This is a genomic window from Pseudomonas lalkuanensis (genome assembly GCF_008807375.1).
Taxonomy (GTDB): Bacteria; Pseudomonadota; Gammaproteobacteria; order Pseudomonadales; family Pseudomonadaceae; genus Metapseudomonas; species Metapseudomonas lalkuanensis.
In genome coordinates this window covers 3,914,565-3,930,068 of the sequence record NZ_CP043311.1, presented here as the reverse complement: position 1 = coordinate 3,930,068, position 15,504 = coordinate 3,914,565, and the positions used below count along the sequence as shown (strand labels likewise).

Sequence of the window (15,504 nt, the reverse complement as noted above, 5' to 3'; positions counted from 1 at the left end):
AGCATCGCCGACGCCCATCAGAACCTCGGTTACTCGTCGCGACCTTCGAGCATGGTCCGGCGCAGCATCACATAGACGGCACCGGTGCCGCCGTGCTTCGGCATGCAGGAGGTAAAACCGAGTACCTGCGGATGCTGGCGCAGCCAGGTGTTGACGTGGCTCTTGATAAGCGGGCGCTTGCCGTCCAGCCGTGCCGCCTTGCCGTGGGTGACGCGCACGCAGCGCACTTCAAAGCGGGTGGCTTCGGCGATGAAGTCCCAAAGGGTTTCGCGGGCCTTCTCCACCGTCATGCCGTGCAGGTCGAGGCTGCCCTCGAAGCCGATCTGGCCCTGCTTGAGCTTGCGCATCTGGCCTTCCTGCACACCGTCGCGAGCCCAGTACAGTTCGTCCTCTGCGCCCACGTCGATGACGAACTGGTCGGACAGGCCATCCACCTTGATGCTCGTTTGCGTCACCGTGGCGTTCTGCCGACGGTTGGCGAGCTGGCGGTTGTCGATCCTGGGCTTGCCGGTGTCCGCGCGGTCGTCATGGATACGCTTCACACCGCGCATCTGCTCGGTGAACAGGGAAAAATCATCGTCGTTGTGGGCGTCGTCTTGCATACAGGCCTCCGCGAAGGGCGGCTAGTGTACCCAAATGCCCGGCGCCAGGCTCAGTCACGTTTCTTCATCAGATGCGGCGACATGCTGAGACCGTTGCGGCGCCTGGAGCGTCGGCGGCAGAGGCGCCAGCCAAGTACGCCGATCCAGAGGAAGAGCAGGCCGAAGAGCAGCAGCACGATGGCCGCGCCGGTGCTGTCATTGAGGGGGCCGAGGGCAGGTGGGCGACCCAGGAGGGTGGCGGTGCCGGCCATTGCCAGCAGCACGCCGAAGCCGGCGAACAGGGCGGCCAGTGCCGCCGCGAAACGCCAGCGCCAGCTGCCTGGACCTCGGGGTCGCAGGCGGCGGGCATCGAAACCATCGGATAACTTCATCCGCACGTCCTCTTGCTTGATCGGGGTATGACCGGCGCCTTCTGGCGGTGGTTCCGGCCAACCCCGTCGCTGATGTCGCGGGATGTGAGGGCGCTTTCCTAGATGAGCGCCTTGGCCTGCGGCACCACGCTGGCGAAGTTGTCGGCCAGGGCGATCACCTCGACTCGGTGCATTTCTTCCGCGCTGATGACGCCGCCATCGACGGTCGGCAGGTCGCGGGTCGCACAGGCGGCGCTCACCAGCGTGCAGCGATAACCATAGTCCTTGGCAGCGCGGACCGTGGTGCTGATGCTGGAGTGAGTCATGAAGCCGCAGACGATCAGGTCCAGGTGGCCAATCGCTTGCAGGCGGTCATGCAGGTCGGTGCCGGCGAAGGCGTTGGGCAGGCGCTTCTCGACCACTATCTCGCCCGGCAGGGGCGCGGCTTCGGGCAGGTGCTCACCGCGTTCGCCGCGGGGGTCGAAGATGCCGCCGGGGACACCGAGGTGTTTCACGTGGACGATCGCGCTGCCCATGGCGCGGGCGGCAGCGAGGAGGCTGGCGATTTCGCCAAGGGCGGCATCCAGCCCGGGCAGAGCGAGAACGCCGCTGCGGTACTCTTCCTGGGCGTCGACGATCACAAGGGTGGCATTGTTCAGATTGGCCGGCGGATAGCCGCGGCCACTGAGCTGGAACATGGATTTGGGAGCGGACATGCGAGTCTCCAGGTACGACATGGCCACCATTGTCCGCCCTGCGACGGAATAAGTGAACCATGGACCAAGGTCCAGTTGTCTCGCCCGGTGCGGGCGTTCGGTCGCTTTGCGGCTTGCAGGGGGGGCGGGGACAGGCTCGGGGGAGGCCGTTCGTCGGCCGCTGCAGGCTGCCCCCAAGCGGCAGGGATGGTAGAATCTGCGGCCCGCTTTCTGAGGTAGCTGCCGTGTCCGAATCCCGCCTGCGCACCCTGCGTGACCACATCCGCTGGGCTGTCAGCCGTTTCCATGCCGAAAACCTGTTCTTCGGTCACGGCACCGATAACGCCTGGGATGAGGCCCGCCAGCTGGTGCTGGGCGCGCTGCACCTGCCCTACGAGATTGCCGACAGCTACCTGGACTGCTGCCTGGAAGAGGACGAGTGCACGCACCTGCGCGAGTTGCTGCGCCGACGCATCGAAGAGCGAGTACCGGTGGCCTACCTGCTGGGTGAGGCCTGGTTCTGCGGCATGCCCTTCGTCGTCGACGAGCGGGTGCTGGTGCCGCGTTCGCCCATCGCCGAACTGATCCAGCAGCAGTTCTCCCCCTGGCTGCCCCGGGACCCGGCGCGGGTGCTCGACCTCTGCACCGGCTCGGGCTGCATCGGCATCGCCTGCGCCCATGTTTTCCCCAACGCCGAGGTGGTGCTTGGTGACCTGTCCTTCGACGCCCTGGAAGTGGCCAACCTGAACATCGAGCGCCACGGCCTGGAAGACCGCGTCTACACGGTGCAGGGCGACGGCTTCGACGGCCTGCCGGGACAGCGCTTCGATCTCATCGTGTCCAACCCTCCCTACGTGGATGCGGAAGACTTCGCCGACATGCCGGTGGAGTACCACCACGAACCCGAACTGGGCCTGGCTTGCGGCAACGACGGCCTCGACCTGGTGCGGCGGATGCTGGCCGAAGCGGCGGACCATCTCACTGAGAAGGGCCTGCTGATCGTGGAAGTGGGGAACAGCCAGGTTCACGTGGAAGCGCTCTATCCGGAAGTGGACTTCCTCTGGCTGGACTTCGAGCACGGTGGGCACGGCGTGTTCATGCTCAGCGCCAACCAGTGCCGTGAGCACCAGGCGCTGTTCCGCTCGCGCCTGAATCCCTGACCCGTCGGGTCAGCGGGTAGTAATCCAGATCAACAGGCCGGCCTGGAATACCGCGAAGGCCACCAGGCAGGCGATGGTGAAACGCAGGCCGCCGTCTTCGCGCTTGTAGATGGCGATGCGCTCTTCCAGTTTGCGAATCTCCACGTCCTGCCGCTGCAGGTTCTGGTCGGCTTGTTCGAGCATGGCGGCGGCTTCCTGCAACCCCAGGATCTGCACCTTCTCGCGGTGCCAGTCACCGTGCAGTTCGCTGACCCGGCCGGCGCCGTAGCTGGCCTTCAGCTGAACGTTGTCCAGGTAGGTGACTTCGAAACCTTGCGCCTTGAGCACGTGGTCGCGGCGCAGGCGGACTTCGTTGTCCAGGGCGTCCCTGGCGGGGAGGGCGCCACCTTCTACCCGATAGTGCGCCCAGCGTTGCCTGGCCCAGGCGACACCCTGGGCCAGCAGGAAGCGACCCAGGCCGCGGTTCTGGGGTTCCAGGTGCAGGCCGTTGTCCGGACCGAAGCGGACTTCCTTGCTGCGATGGTCGGCCCAGACCTCCAGCAGGTTCTGTTCCTTGCGCACTTTCTGCCCGGGCAGGCCGATGCTCAGGCGCAGCATGCTCAGCTCGTTGTTGTGGCGCTCCACGCGGCCCAGTTCGACAAAACGCAGCGGCCGAGCCCCGGTATGGCGGTCAATAGGCAAGGGCGCGAGGCGCAGGAGGTCGAAGTGTTCGGCAACCAGCTCGGCCCAGGGATGGGGCTGGGGCGCGGCCTCTTCGGCACTCTGCTGTTCGGCTGGGCTTTCGGTCATTGGGAAGTACCTTGTAGGAGCCTGTGACGACGTATCTGGTACGCCAGTCCGGATTCTGTACGCTGTTTCCCGTATTGGGCCAGATTTCCTACAGAACCTTTCGTCTTATCGGCCGATTCCCGCATTTCTGGAGTCGGGCAGCCCCTTGATGAACGCCAGGATGTGTTTGCCCAGTTCCTGAGCCAGGGGCAGTTGCGGATTGCGATAGGACGCCAGTTGCTGCTCCACGTCCATGGGCACGATGCGCAACATGTGGTTCATGCCTTCGACGATTACCAGCTCGGCGTCGGGGCGGACGGCCTTGAGCTGCTCGGCATCGCTCACGCTGACCTGGATATCGCTGCTGCCCTGCAGGATCAGCGCCGGAATCCGCAACCGGCCAAACGCCTGTGCCGGGTCCTGGCGGAACAGGGAGATCAGGTAGGGCTGCACGCTGGGGCGGAACAGCGCCTCCAGTGCCTGGGGTACGTTGGCCACCTGCTGGCCCGCACGCAGGCTGGTAAGCACTGCTTCGCTCTGGGTCAGCAAGCGCGGTGGCAGTCGGCTCTGCAACTGGTCACGCAACAACTGGTCGATGGGGCGGGCGCTGCCGGAAATGCTGATCAGCGCATCGGCGCCGGCCGCATCCGCCGCCAGGCTGGCGATCAGTGCGCCTTCGCTGTGGCCGATGAGGATGAGCTGCGAGAAGCGCGGGTCCCGCTTCAGGGATTGGCCCCAGGCTGCAGCATCCCGGGTGTAAAGCTCGATGCTCAGCTGGCGTTCGTCGGTTCCTGCATCGCGACTGGCGGCGATGCCGCGCTTGTCGTAGCGCAGGCTGGCAATGCCATTGCGCGCCAGCAATTGGGCGAGCTTCTTCAGGCTGTCGTTGCGGCCGCCGATGGGGTTGTTGCCGTCGCGGTCGGTGGGGCCGGAGCCGGCGATGATCAGTGCCACTGGGACGGGCTGGTCGGTCTTCGGCCGCAGCAGGGTGCCGCGCAGGATGCCGTTGCCGGTGTCCAGTTCGACGGGGCGTTGCAGCACGCTCTGGGGGGCGGCCTGGGCCAGGCCGGCGAGCAGGGGGAGAAATAGCAGGAATAGTCGCAGCATCGGGTCGGAGTCGGTGTCTGGAGTGGCGGGTTGGACGGACGTGCTGGCACAAGGTCCGAGGGGTGAACTGGCCAGGCACCGCGGGTATACTGCTCGACCTTCGAATCGAGGCCCATTTCTGCGGAGCACTGTGCATGTCCGGCAACACCTACGGCAAGCTGTTCACCGTCACCACCGCTGGCGAAAGCCATGGTCCGGCGCTGGTCGCCATAGTCGACGGCTGCCCGCCGGGGTTGGAGCTGTCCCTTGAGGACCTGCAGCGTGACCTCGACCGCCGCAAACCGGGCACCAGCCGCCACACCACCCAGCGCCAGGAAGCCGACGAGGTGGAAATCCTCTCCGGCGTCTTCGAAGGCAAGACCACTGGTTGCGCCATCGGCCTGCTGATCCGCAACACCGACCAGAAGTCCAAGGACTACTCGGCGATCAAGGATCTGTTCCGCCCGGCCCACGCCGACTACACCTACCACCACAAGTACGGCATTCGCGACTACCGTGGCGGCGGCCGTTCCTCGGCGCGGGAAACCGCCATGCGCGTGGCCGCCGGCGCCATCGCCAAGAAGTTCCTGGCCACCCAGGGCATCACCGTGCGCGGCTACATGAGCCAGCTCGGCCCCATCGAGATCCCCTTCAAGACCTGGGATTCGGTGGAGCAGAACGCTTTCTTCAGTCCCGACCCGGACAAGGTGCCGGAGCTGGAGGCCTACATGGACCAGCTGCGTCGCGACCAGGATTCGGTGGGCGCCAGGATCACCGTGGTCGCCGAAGGCGTGCCGCCGGGCCTGGGCGAGCCGATCTTCGACCGCCTGGATGCCGAACTTGCCCATGCGCTGATGAGCATCAACGCGGTGAAGGGCGTGGAAATCGGCGCGGGCTTCGACAGCGTCTCCCAGCGCGGTACCCAGCACCGCGACGAGCTTACGCCGGAAGGCTTCCTCAGCAACAACGCCGGCGGCATCCTCGGTGGCATCTCCTCGGGCCAGCCGATCGTCGCCAACCTGGCGCTCAAGCCCACTTCCAGCATCACCACCCCCGGCCGTTCCATCGACATTCACGGCAACCCGGTGGAGGTGATCACCAAGGGCCGCCATGACCCCTGCGTGGGCATTCGCGCCACCCCGATCGCCGAAGCCATGATGGCCATCGTGCTGATGGACCACCTGCTGCGCCACCGCGCGCAGAATGCCGATGTGCGGGTGGAAACGCCGGTGCTCGGCCAGCTGTGACGGGCGGCGCGAACGCGCTGCCCTATTGGCGGCTGTCCAGTTTCTATCTCTTCTACTTTTCCCTGCTGGGCGCTACGGCGCCCTTCCTGGGCCTGTACTTCGCGCACCTGGGCTTCGCCAGTGCGCGCATCGGCGAGCTGCTGGCCATCCCCATGCTGATGCGTTGCGTGGCGCCCAATCTCTGGGGCTGGCTGGGAGACCGCAGTGGCCGGCGCCTGGATATCGTCCGCTTCGGCGCCTTCTGCACCCTGCTGACCTTCTCGCTGATCTTCGTCAGCCACAGCTATGCCTGGCTGGCGCTGATCATGGCGCTGCATGCCTTCTTCTGGCATGCGGTGCTGCCGCAGTTCGAGGTGATTACCCTGGCGCACTTGCGGGAGCAGGCGGCGCGCTACAGCCAGGTACGGCTGTGGGGCTCCATCGGCTTCATCCTCACGGTGATCGGCCTGGGCAAGCTGTTCGAGCTGTTCAGCCTGGACCTCTATCCCTGGGCGCTGGTGTTCATCATGAGCGGCATCGTCCTCAGCAGCTTCTGGGTGCCCAACGCGACGCCCCAGGCCCGGCCGGGCGCGGCCGGGCAGGGCGGTTTCCTTGCCCAGTTGCGCCAGCCGGGTGTGCGGGCCTTCTATATGGGTGTCGGGTTGATGCAACTGTCCCACGGGCCCTACTACAGCTTCCAGACCATCTACCTGGAGTCGCTCGGTTATTCGCGCAGCCTGATCGGCCAGCTCTGGGCCCTTGGCGTGGTGGCTGAAGTGCTGTTATTCATCGTGATGGCGCGCATCCTCGCGCGTTATTCGGTGCGAGTGGTGCTGCTGGCCAGCTTCCTGATCGCTGCGCTGCGCTGGCTGCTGCTGGGCAATTTCGCCGACCAGTTGCCGGTCCTGCTGTTCGCCCAGGTGCTGCACGCCGCCACATTCGGCAGCTTTCACGCAGCCGCCATCCATTTCGTGCAGCGTCGGTTCGGGGCGCGCCAGCAAGGTCAGGGGCAGGCGCTCTACGCGGCCCTGGCCGGCACCGGCGGCGCCCTCGGCGCGCTTTACTCGGGCTACGCCTGGAGCAGCCTAGGGCCGCTCTGGACCTACGTCATCGCCAGTCTCGCGGCACTTGCCGCAGCCGTTATCATTGCCACCCGATTGCAGGAGGAGCGGGCATGAATCGCCAACAACTCGCCCAGGAAATCATCGACGCAGGCCGCTTCCTGTACGGCCGCGGCTGGTCGCCGGCCACCAGCAGCAACTATTCGACGCGGATCTCTGCCAATGAGGCGCTGCTGACCGTATCCGGCAAGCACAAGGGCCAGCTCGGCCCGGATGACGTGCTGGCCACCGACATGGACGGCAACAGCCTGGAGCCGGGCAAGAAGCCTTCGGCGGAAACCCTGCTGCACACCCAGCTCTACCGCTGGAAGCCGGAGATCGGCGCGGTGCTGCACACGCACTCGGTGAACGCCACCGTGCTGTCGCGGCTGACCCTGGCCGATTCCCTGGTGTTCGCCGACTACGAACTGCAGAAGGCCTTCAGCGGCATCACCACCCACGAGTCCCAGGTGTTGGTGCCGATCTTCGACAACGACCAGGACATCGCCCGCCTGGCCAGCCAGGTGCAACCCTGGCTTGACGAGCATCCGGACTGCGTCGGATACCTGATCCGTGGTCACGGCCTCTATACTTGGGGGCCGCGCATGAGCGATGTCCTGCGTCAGGTCGAGGCCTTCGAATTCCTCTTCGAGTGCGAGCTGAAGACCCTCTCGATCACCCGACGCTGATGCTTCCTTCCCACGAAGGTGCCTGACTGACAACGGCGCCTCCGACCCGCCTGCAAAACCGGGAGGAGGCCCGCAAGGAGTACCCAGATGAGCAGCCTGACCGTCTACCATGAATCCAGCCCCGACCTGCCGAACAAGGTCCTGACCCACCTGGACGACATCGCCTCCACCCTGGCGTCCGTTGGTGTGCGCTTCGAGCGCTGGGAGGCTTCGGCCCCCATCGCCCCGGGTGCCAGCCAGGATGAGGTGATCACCGCCTACCGCCCGCAGATCGACCGGCTGATGCGTGAGCAGGGCTACGTGACCGTCGACGTGGTCAGCCTGAACAGCGACCACCCGCAGAAGGCCGAACTGCGCGCCAAGTTCCTCGACGAGCACCGCCATGGCGAGGACGAAGTGCGCTTCTTCGTTGCCGGCCGTGGCCTGTTCACCCTGCATATCGACGACTACGTCTACGCGGTTCTCTGCGAGAAGAACGACCTGATCTCCGTGCCGGCCGGCACCCGCCACTGGTTCGACATGGGCGAGCATCCGCATTTCGTGGCCATCCGCCTGTTCAACAACCCGGAAGGCTGGGTCGCCCAGTTCACCGGCGACGAGATCGCCAAGCGCTTCCCGCAGCTGGAAGACTGATCCCAGCCTCCGTAGGAACCCGCTTGCTCGCGAAGTGTTGTGGTTTCGCCGGCAAGCGGGCCCCTGCGATGGCAACATTCGATTCACCTGGAGTTTCCCAATGCCCATCAAGGCCATCCTCACCGACATCGAAGGCACCACCAGCGCGGTGAGCTTCGTCTTCGACGTGCTCTTCCCCTTCGCTGCACGCCACCTGCCTGAGTTCGTCCTGGCCCGCGCCGATGAACCTGCGGTGGCGCTGCAGATCGACGCGGTGCGCGCGGAAAGCGGCGAAGCCGGAGCCAGTCTCGAGCGGGTGGTGGAGATTCTCCTGGGCTGGATCGCCGAAGACCGCAAGGCTACGCCGCTGAAAGCACTGCAGGGGATGGTCTGGGAGCAGGGCTACCGCGCCGGCCAGCTCAAGGGCCATGTCTACCCGGATGCAGTGGAGGCGCTGCGCCGCTGGAAACAGGAGGGCTACGACCTCTATGTCTATTCCTCCGGCTCGATCCAGGCGCAGAAGCTGATTTTCGGCTGCTCCGAAGCAGGCGATCTGACCCCGCTGTTTTCCGGCTACTTCGATACCACCAGTGGTCCCAAGCGCGAGGCGGCATCGTACCGGCAGATCGCCGCCGCCATCGGCCTGCCGGCCGAGCAGATCCTCTTCCTGTCCGATGTGGTCCAGGAGCTGGACGCTGCACTCGATGCGGGCATGCAGACCATTGGCCTGGCTCGTGAGGGCGGCGTGCTGGAAGGTCACGAGACCGTGGCCAGCTTCGCGGTTATCGATCTGGCGCGTGTCTGAAACCGTCTGAAATCGTCTGACGGGACGCGAGGTAGGCCGCCGTCGGTCGATCTATCCTTGGGGTGACTGCATCCATCCGGGAGCGTCCCCCATGGGTTCCTGCCTCTGCGTCGTCGCGGCTTGTCCTGATCCAGGCCTGTTCGGGATCGCCCGTGGCCGGGTTCCGCCATTGGCGACCCGGCCATGACCCGCATCGTCATCCTGACGCTCATTGCGCTGCTGGCATTGCCAGTGGTCGCCGACCAGAAGTCGGCCTGGCAGGCCCTGCGCGAAGGCAAGGCCTTCCTCCTGCTGCGCCATACCACAGCCCCGGGCACTGGTGATCCGGAAGGGTTCCGCCTGGGCGATTGCAGCACCCAGCGCAATCTCAGCGACAGGGGCCGCCAGGAAGCGCGGCGCTGGGGCAAGCTGCTGGTGCGGCGCAAGGTGGAGCAGCCGCGCCTCTATACCAGCAACTGGTGCCGTGCCCAGGACACTGCCCAGGAGATGGGATTGGGGGCCGTGGAGACCTTGTCGGCGCTGGACTCCTTTTTCAGCGATCCGGAAAGCCAGGCGGCGCAGACGGTGGAGCTGCGCAAGGCCATCGACAAGGTGCCCAAGGACCGGCCCGTGGTGATGGTCAGCCACCAGGTGAACATCAAGGCGCTGACCGGGGTGGCGCCGAAGAACGGAGAAGGGCTGATCATCGCGCTGCCGCTGGCCGAGCCGCCGAAGGTGCTGGCGCGCATCCGTCAGCCCTGACTCAGATCAGCAACAACTGGTCCTGCTCCGGCTGCAGCTTCACGCCTTCCAGCTTCAGCAGCAGCGCCTTGCGCGCCAGACCGCCCGCATAGCCGGTCAGGCTACCGTCGCGGCCGATCACCCGATGGCAGGGAATGATGATGGAAATGGGGTTGGCACCATTGGCCGTGCCCACCGCCCGCACCGACTTCGGATTGCCGATGCGTTTGGCCAGTTCGCTGTAGCTGGTGGTGTGCCCGTAGGGAATCTCCAGCAGGGCTTGCCAGACCCTTTGCTGGAAGGGCGTGCCGTGGGGCGCGAGAGACAGGTCGAAGCGCTTCAGGCGGCCTTCGAAGTAGCGGTCCAGTTGCCGGCAGACTTCGTCGAACTGGCGGCTGGCCGGCTGCCAGTCGGCATTCGGGTATCCGCGTCGCTCGGTGTCCATGTAGAGCATTTGAAGGCCAGCATCGTCGCCCGCGAGCAGCAGGGAGCCTGTGGGGCTGTCGTGAAAGCGGAAGTACATGTCAGTTGTCCTCGGCGTAGCTCTGCCAGAGATAGACGGCGGCATAGGCGCGCCATGGCCGCCACTGTTCGGCGCGGCTGGTCAGTTCCCGGGCGCTGATGCCGTCCGGCCCCCAGAGCGGCGACTTGAGCAGGCCGAGGTCTGCGGCGGGGAAGGCGTCCGGCTGGCCGAAGGCGCGCAGGGCGATGTATTCGGCGGTCCAGCGGCCGATGCCGGGCAGGGCGCAGAGACGTTCGATCAGGGCTTCGACGCCTGCCGCCAGGCTCAGTTCCAGGCTTCCGTCCGCGACCGCCTGGGCGAAGCGGCGCAAGGTGTCGACACGTTTGCCTGGCATGCCGATGCCGGGCAGCGGATCGTCGGCGATGGCCTGGGGCGTGGGGAAGAGCCGTTGCGGACCGTCGCCTTCGGCGTCTTCCAGCGGGTCGCCCAGCCGCTCCACCAGGCGTCCGGCAATGGTCACCGCGGCCTTTACCGTCACCTGCTGGCCGATGATGGTGCGCACGCCTTGCTCGAACGGGTCGAAGGCCGCCGGCAGGCGCAGGCCTGGATAGCGTGCCAGCAGCCCCTGCAGCAGTGGGTCGCGTCCGAGGTGTCGCGCGATGGTGGCGGGGTCGCTGTCCAGGTCGAACATTTGCCGGATGCGCGGCGCCAGGCGAGGGGCGAGGTCGCTGGCCGCCGGGCTCAGTTCGAGCTCCAGGGCGCCGTGCGATGGCCGCAGGCGAAACCAGCCGGTGCGCTCGCCGAGGCGGAAGCTGCGGCAGTAGCTGTCGCCGGTCAGGTGCTCGACACCGGGCAGGCGCCGCAGTGCGAAATGTTGCTGGAACTGCTTCCAGCTCCAGGGCTCGAAGTAATCAAGGCGCATGGGCTCGCGGGAATCAGTCGAGGGAGCGTTTGTGGTCATGGTGCGACGATATCCTCCTGGCGCCGTGTCGTCTCTGCAAAACTGACTTTCAAATTCGCCCGCTGCGGTTCGACCTGTCATCGAAGCCATCGTAGAATGCGCGCCTTTTCATGGGGCGGTGCACCGTCCGCGAATACAGCCAGCAGGGGAGACAACCCATGAGCGATTACCAGGAAACTCTCTACGACGGATACGGCCAGCGCTTCCGCATGGACAAGCTGCTGCACGAAGTGCGCACCGAGCACCAGCACCTGGTGATCTTCGAGAACGCGCGCATGGGCCGTGTGATGGCGCTGGATGGCGTGATCCAGACCACCGAGGCGGACGAGTTCATCTATCACGAGATGCTGACCCACGTGCCGATCCTCGCCCATGGCGCGGTGAAGAGCGTGCTGATCATCGGCGGCGGCGACGGCGGCATGCTGCGTGAAGTGCGCAAACACCGCGATATCGAGCGCATCACCATGGTCGAGATCGACGGCACCGTCGTCGAGATGTGCAAGGAATTCCTGCCGAACCACTCCAGGGGCGCTTACGAAGACCCGCGCCTGAACCTGGTGATCGACGACGGCATGCGCTTTGTCGCCACCACCGAGGAGAAGTTCGACGTGATCATCTCCGACTCCACCGATCCCATCGGTCCGGGCGAGGTGCTGTTCTCCGAGAACTTCTACCAGGCCTGCCGCCGCTGCCTGAACGATGGCGGTGTGCTGGTGACCCAGAACGGCACGCCCTTCATGCAGCTTGGCGAAGTGCAGACCACTGCCAGCCGCATGGACAGCCTGTTCGCCGACTGGCACTTCTACCAGGCGGCTGTACCGACCTACATCGGCGGCTCCATGACCTTCGCCTGGGGCGCCACCGATCCGGATATGCGCAAGCTGCCGCTGGATACCCTGCGTCAGCGCTACGCCGGCAGCGGCATCGTGACCCGCTACTACAACCCGGAAATCCACGTAGGCGCCTTCGCGCTGCCGCAGTACGTGCTGCACGCCATCAACAAGCCCAGCAACGACTGAGGTCGACGGGGGATGAAAAAGGGGCCGGAAGGCCCCTTTCTTTTGGGGCGGAAGTCCGTGCGGCCCGGGGGGCGACTGGTCGACGGGCAATGAAAAGCCCGGCACTTGGCCGGGCTTTTTCGTTGGCGCGGTGGATCAGATCTCTGCCGGCCGCACATGGCCGAACAGCTCCTGGGATACCCGCACGCGTTCTTCCGGGGTTTCCTGGATGCCCTTGGCCTTCAGCTCTTCGAGGCGAGCCTCGACGGCGTGGGCGCGGTGGGTCAGGCCGCAGTCGTTGGCGATCTGGATGTTCAGGCCGGGGCGGGCGTTGAGCTCGAGGATCAGCGGGCCCTTGTCCTGGTCCAGCACCATGTCGACACCGATGTAGCCCAGGCCGCACAGCTCGTAGCAACCGGCGGCCAGCTTCATGAAGCCGTCCCAGTTCGGCAGTTGCACGCCGTCTACCGCGTTGGTGGTGTCCGGGTGCTTGGCGATCTTGTTGTTCAGCCAGGTACCGCGCAGGGTGACACCGGTGGCCAGGTCCACGCCGACGCCGATGGCGCCCTGGTGGAGGTTGGCCTTGCCGTTGGACTGGCGGGTCGGCAGGCGCAGCATCGCCATCACCGGGTAGCCCATCAGCACGATGATGCGGATGTCCGGCACGCCTTCGTAGCTGATGCTCTTGAAGATCTGGTCCGGCGTCACGCGGTACTCGATCAGCGCGCGGTCGCGGTGTCCGCCGAGGGAGTAGAGCCCGGTGAGGATCGAGGAAATCTGGTGCTCGATTTCCTCGTGGCTGATGATTTTGCCGGACACCGTCTTGTAGCGGCCTTCGAAGCGGTCGGCGATCACCAGGATGCCGTCGCCGCCGGCGCCTTGCGCCGGCTTGATCACGAAGTCGTTACGCTCGCCGATGATGTCGTTGAGCTTTTCGATTTCCTTCTCGGTGGAGATGATCCCGTACATCTCGGGTACGTGGATTCCCGCCTCGATGGCGCGCTGCTTGGTGATGATCTTGTCGTCGACGATCGGGTACAGGTGCCGTTTGTTGTACTTCAGCACGTAGTCCGCGTTTCGCCGATTGATGCCCATGATGCCTTTGGCTTCGAGGGCTTTCCACGTCTTGAGCAGGCCGAACATGGCTCAGTCCTTCAGGAAGGCTTTGAAGCGGAAGAGCTCGGTCAGGCGGTAGCCGCGGTAGCGACCCATCGCCAGCATGAAGCCCACCATGATCAGCAGTACCGCCGGGAAGGTGAAGATGAAGTAGGTCAGCTCCGGCACGGTCATCAGCAGGTGCGCCAGGGTGGCCGCGACCAGGGTGCCGATGGCCACCTTGAAGGCATGGCCGCCGCCGCGCTCTTCCCAGGTGATGGAGAGGCGTTCGATGGTCATGGTCAGGATCACCATCGGGAACAGGGCCACGGACAGGCCGCGCTCTAGGCCGAGCTTGTGGCTCAGCAGGCTGATGACTGCGATCAGCACCACCACGAAGGTCAGCACCACCGATAGTCGCGGCAACATCTGCAACTTCAGGTGCTCGAGGTACGAGCGCAGCGACAGGCCGAGTGCGGTGATGATGGTGAACAGCACGATGCCGAAGCCCAGCTGGGTTTCGCGGAAGGCGAGGGCGATCAGCACCGGGGTGAAGGTACCCAGGGTCTGCAGGCCGCCTAGGTTGCGCAGGATCAGGATCACCAGCACGCCGATCGGGATCATGATCATGATCTGGTAGGTCTGCTGGGTCTGCAGCGGCAGGCCGTAGAGCGAGTACTCGAGGAAGTCGGCGTCGGTGTTTTCGTCGGTCAGCTTGGCCAGTCGAATGGCGTTCATCTCGCTGTTGTTCATGCTGAAGGTCACCTGGACCTTCTTGCCGCCGTCGACGCTGATCAGGTTGTCGTCACCGGTCCACCAGATCAGGCGGTCGCTGGGCAGGCCCTGCTCGCCGGTATCCGGGTTGAAGTACAGCCAGTTCTCGCCATTGAAGCTGCGCAGCCAGAGCTCGGGAGTCTGGGCCTGCTCGCTCATCAGGCGAATGGTGTGCACGCGCTCCATCGGTACGTGGGCGATGGACAGCAGCAGCTCGATGGCCTTGGCCTTGTTCGGGGTGCTGGTGTCGCCGGCCAGCAGCAGCTTGACGTTGTCATCGTTCAGGTTGTTCACCCGCTTGATGGTCTCGCTGATGAAGGTCTCGACGTCGGCCGAGTGCTGGCGGATGGGGGCCAGCAGGGCTTCGGCGGCGATCTTCTCGGGGCCCTCCACCGCGATGCTGTCGCGGAAGATCGGCCCCTTGTCCTTGGGCTTCTCGCCGCTATAGCGCTTGGTCAGCACCAGGCGGTAGTAGAGGGTCTGGTTGCCACTGGCGCGCCGCGCGGACCAGGTCACCTTGCGGTTGCCATCCACGCGATTGATGCTCACCCCGTAGTTGTTGGAGATGAAGCTCTCGTTGAGGCTGACGTAGTCCCGGTTCAGCGGCGGAACGAACATCTGGACCTTGACCGGGTCGCGCGGATTCGCCTGGAACTCGACTTTGGCGTCGATGTTCCAGAGGTCGTCGGTCGCATCCTCGGTGATCGGGATGCCCTGGATGAAGATCTGGTAGGCCGTTATCAGAACGCCCAGGCTCACCAACAGGGTGATCAGGACTTTCAGATGCAGGGTAAGAGAGCGCATGTGGGTTACTCGTCAGAGTTTGCGTCGGTGGCACAGCCGGGTTTGCCGGCAGCGTATTTAAGGCTCGGGTCGACCAGTGCATCGAAGCGCTTGAGCGCCTCGGAACCGATCAGAAGCGGATATTGGAAAGCACTGCGGTCGGTGAGGTTCACTTCGATCTGTCGCAGGGCCTTGCCCATGCACACCTCCAGTTCGATGACCGGGCGTGCGGTGTAGGTCTTGCCTTCATCGGGGTTGTAGTCCCCGGCGCGGCGTTTGATCTTGCTGATCCGCGCCAGCGGGCGCTCGATCGGGTGTTCGTGAGCGTCGTCGATGGCGAGATAGAAACGGACCCAGGCTTCGCCATCCTTCTTGAAGCGCTTGATGTCGCGGGCACTGAGGGAAGCGGTCTTGGCGCCGGTGTCGAGCTTGGCTGCGACTTCCAGATCGAGGTCCTTCAGCTTGGCGTATTCGTTGAGACCGTAGACGGTCTTCTCGGTGGCGAAGCCAAGGCCGGGGAGGGCGAGCAGGCAGGCAATCGGGGCGAAGGGCTTGAGTGTCATAAGTCCTTTGAGCGTAACGCGGTCATCGGTCCAGGAGCCCGGCCCACGGCCATC

General features: G+C 65.1%; 18 protein-coding genes. 8 read left to right on the top strand and 10 right to left on the bottom strand.

Annotated elements, in window-relative coordinates; translation table 11 throughout:
* Window positions 1–29: 29 nt before the first annotated feature.
* The 3 genes from FXN65_RS18330 to FXN65_RS18320 form a co-directional block, all read right to left on the bottom strand.
* Complete coding sequence (locus FXN65_RS18330) at window positions 30–602, bottom strand: Smr/MutS family protein (RefSeq protein ID WP_151135045.1); 573 nt, start codon at window positions 600–602, stop codon at window positions 30–32.
* Window positions 603–652: 50 nt separating this feature from the next.
* Window positions 653–973, bottom strand: a complete 321-nt coding sequence (locus FXN65_RS18325) for a hypothetical protein (RefSeq protein ID WP_151135043.1) — start codon at window positions 971–973, stop codon at window positions 653–655.
* A gap of 98 nt (window positions 974–1,071) precedes the next feature.
* Window positions 1,072–1,668 (bottom strand): cysteine hydrolase family protein, encoded by a 597-nt coding sequence (locus FXN65_RS18320; RefSeq protein WP_151135041.1) that lies wholly within the window; start codon window positions 1,666–1,668, stop codon window positions 1,072–1,074.
* A gap of 224 nt (window positions 1,669–1,892) precedes the next feature.
* Here FXN65_RS18320 and prmB point away from each other — a divergent pair, with 224 nt between their 5' ends.
* Window positions 1,893–2,807 (top strand): 50S ribosomal protein L3 N(5)-glutamine methyltransferase, encoded by a 915-nt coding sequence (gene prmB / locus FXN65_RS18315; protein ID WP_151135039.1) that lies wholly within the window; start codon window positions 1,893–1,895, stop codon window positions 2,805–2,807.
* Window positions 2,808–2,816: 9 nt separating this feature from the next.
* Here prmB and FXN65_RS18310 read toward each other — a convergent pair whose 3' ends face one another.
* A complete protein-coding gene (locus FXN65_RS18310) occupies window positions 2,817–3,596 on the bottom strand; it encodes a hypothetical protein (RefSeq protein ID WP_151135037.1) in 780 nt (259 codons plus the stop codon).
* 105 nt (window positions 3,597–3,701) lie between these two features.
* Window positions 3,702–4,682, bottom strand: coding sequence for an alpha/beta hydrolase (locus FXN65_RS18305; protein ID WP_151135035.1), 981 nt, complete (start codon window positions 4,680–4,682; stop codon window positions 3,702–3,704).
* Window positions 4,683–4,816: 134 nt separating this feature from the next.
* On the opposite strand from FXN65_RS18305, the gene aroC reads away from it, so the two are divergent.
* The 6 genes from aroC to FXN65_RS18275 all read left to right on the top strand — a co-directional run bounded on the left by aroC (window position 4,817) and on the right by FXN65_RS18275 (window position 9,834).
* Window positions 4,817–5,908, top strand: a complete 1,092-nt coding sequence (gene aroC / locus FXN65_RS18300; RefSeq protein ID WP_151135033.1) for a chorismate synthase — start codon at window positions 4,817–4,819, stop codon at window positions 5,906–5,908.
* On the top strand, window positions 5,905–7,065 hold the full coding sequence (locus tag FXN65_RS18295; RefSeq protein ID WP_151135031.1) for an MFS transporter: 1,161 nt from the start codon (window positions 5,905–5,907) through the stop codon (window positions 7,063–7,065). Before aroC ends, FXN65_RS18295 begins: the two co-directional genes overlap by 4 nt.
* Entirely contained in the window at window positions 7,062–7,676 is a 615-nt protein-coding gene (locus FXN65_RS18290) for a methylthioribulose 1-phosphate dehydratase (RefSeq protein ID WP_151135029.1), read from the top strand. Before FXN65_RS18295 ends, FXN65_RS18290 begins: the two co-directional genes overlap by 4 nt.
* A gap of 87 nt (window positions 7,677–7,763) precedes the next feature.
* Window positions 7,764–8,309: a 1,2-dihydroxy-3-keto-5-methylthiopentene dioxygenase gene (locus FXN65_RS18285; protein WP_151135027.1), complete on the top strand. Its 546-nt coding sequence runs from the start codon at window positions 7,764–7,766 to the stop codon at window positions 8,307–8,309.
* A gap of 100 nt (window positions 8,310–8,409) precedes the next feature.
* On the top strand, window positions 8,410–9,093 hold the full coding sequence (gene mtnC, locus FXN65_RS18280; protein ID WP_151135025.1) for an acireductone synthase: 684 nt from the start codon (window positions 8,410–8,412) through the stop codon (window positions 9,091–9,093).
* A 183-nt stretch (window positions 9,094–9,276) separates the two neighbouring features.
* Window positions 9,277–9,834, top strand: a complete 558-nt coding sequence (locus FXN65_RS18275; RefSeq protein ID WP_151135023.1) for a histidine phosphatase family protein — start codon at window positions 9,277–9,279, stop codon at window positions 9,832–9,834.
* Between the two features lies 1 nt (window position 9,835).
* Here the strand turns inward: FXN65_RS18275 and FXN65_RS18270 are convergent, their stop codons facing one another.
* Together FXN65_RS18270 and FXN65_RS18265 are read right to left on the bottom strand one after the other, a co-directional pair.
* Complete coding sequence (locus tag FXN65_RS18270; RefSeq protein WP_151135021.1) at window positions 9,836–10,336, bottom strand: methylated-DNA--[protein]-cysteine S-methyltransferase; 501 nt, start codon at window positions 10,334–10,336, stop codon at window positions 9,836–9,838.
* Window position 10,337: 1 nt separating this feature from the next.
* A complete protein-coding gene (locus FXN65_RS18265) occupies window positions 10,338–11,198 on the bottom strand; it encodes a DNA-3-methyladenine glycosylase family protein (protein WP_151138868.1) in 861 nt (286 codons plus the stop codon).
* 197 nt (window positions 11,199–11,395) lie between these two features.
* Between FXN65_RS18265 and speE the strand changes: the two genes are divergently transcribed.
* Window positions 11,396–12,256, top strand: coding sequence for a polyamine aminopropyltransferase (gene speE, locus FXN65_RS18260; RefSeq protein WP_151135019.1), 861 nt, complete (start codon window positions 11,396–11,398; stop codon window positions 12,254–12,256).
* Between the two features lie 135 nt (window positions 12,257–12,391).
* Here the strand turns inward: speE and FXN65_RS18255 are convergent, their stop codons facing one another.
* From FXN65_RS18255 to rloA, 3 genes are read right to left on the bottom strand one after another with little or no spacing between them, the layout of a single operon-like run.
* Window positions 12,392–13,378, bottom strand: a complete 987-nt coding sequence (locus FXN65_RS18255) for an alpha-L-glutamate ligase-like protein (RefSeq protein WP_151135017.1) — start codon at window positions 13,376–13,378, stop codon at window positions 12,392–12,394.
* 3 nt (window positions 13,379–13,381) lie between these two features.
* Complete coding sequence (gene rloB, locus FXN65_RS18250; RefSeq protein ID WP_151135015.1) at window positions 13,382–14,908, bottom strand: osmotic stress tolerance membrane protein RloB; 1,527 nt, start codon at window positions 14,906–14,908, stop codon at window positions 13,382–13,384.
* A 5-nt stretch (window positions 14,909–14,913) separates the two neighbouring features.
* Window positions 14,914–15,450, bottom strand: coding sequence for a retropepsin-like aspartic peptidase RloA (gene rloA / locus FXN65_RS18245; RefSeq protein ID WP_151135013.1), 537 nt, complete (start codon window positions 15,448–15,450; stop codon window positions 14,914–14,916).
* Window positions 15,451–15,504 lie beyond the last annotated feature (54 nt).

Bases quoted from the DNA above. Each gene is read 5' to 3' on its own strand.
- FXN65_RS18330 (WP_151135045.1), bottom strand. From the start codon at position 602: ATGCAAGACGACGCCCACAACGACGATGATTTTTCCCTGTTCACCGAG.
- FXN65_RS18325 (WP_151135043.1), bottom strand. From the start codon at position 973: ATGAAGTTATCCGATGGTTTCGATGCCCGCCGCCTGCGACCCCGAGGT.
- FXN65_RS18320 (WP_151135041.1), bottom strand. From the start codon at position 1,668: ATGTCCGCTCCCAAATCCATGTTCCAGCTCAGTGGCCGCGGCTATCCG.
- FXN65_RS18310 (WP_151135037.1), bottom strand. From the start codon at position 3,596: ATGACCGAAAGCCCAGCCGAACAGCAGAGTGCCGAAGAGGCCGCGCCC.
- FXN65_RS18305 (WP_151135035.1), bottom strand. From the start codon at position 4,682: ATGCTGCGACTATTCCTGCTATTTCTCCCCCTGCTCGCCGGCCTGGCC.
- aroC (WP_151135033.1), top strand. From the start codon at position 4,817: ATGTCCGGCAACACCTACGGCAAGCTGTTCACCGTCACCACCGCTGGC.
- FXN65_RS18290 (WP_151135029.1), top strand. From the start codon at position 7,062: ATGAATCGCCAACAACTCGCCCAGGAAATCATCGACGCAGGCCGCTTC.
- FXN65_RS18285 (WP_151135027.1), top strand. From the start codon at position 7,764: ATGAGCAGCCTGACCGTCTACCATGAATCCAGCCCCGACCTGCCGAAC.
- mtnC (WP_151135025.1), top strand. From the start codon at position 8,410: ATGCCCATCAAGGCCATCCTCACCGACATCGAAGGCACCACCAGCGCG.
- FXN65_RS18275 (WP_151135023.1), top strand. From the start codon at position 9,277: ATGACCCGCATCGTCATCCTGACGCTCATTGCGCTGCTGGCATTGCCA.
- FXN65_RS18270 (WP_151135021.1), bottom strand. From the start codon at position 10,336: ATGTACTTCCGCTTTCACGACAGCCCCACAGGCTCCCTGCTGCTCGCG.
- FXN65_RS18265 (WP_151138868.1), bottom strand. From the start codon at position 11,198: ATGCGCCTTGATTACTTCGAGCCCTGGAGCTGGAAGCAGTTCCAGCAA.
- speE (WP_151135019.1), top strand. From the start codon at position 11,396: ATGAGCGATTACCAGGAAACTCTCTACGACGGATACGGCCAGCGCTTC.
- FXN65_RS18255 (WP_151135017.1), bottom strand. From the start codon at position 13,378: ATGTTCGGCCTGCTCAAGACGTGGAAAGCCCTCGAAGCCAAAGGCATC.
- rloB (WP_151135015.1), bottom strand. From the start codon at position 14,908: ATGCGCTCTCTTACCCTGCATCTGAAAGTCCTGATCACCCTGTTGGTG.
- rloA (WP_151135013.1), bottom strand. From the start codon at position 15,450: ATGACACTCAAGCCCTTCGCCCCGATTGCCTGCCTGCTCGCCCTCCCC.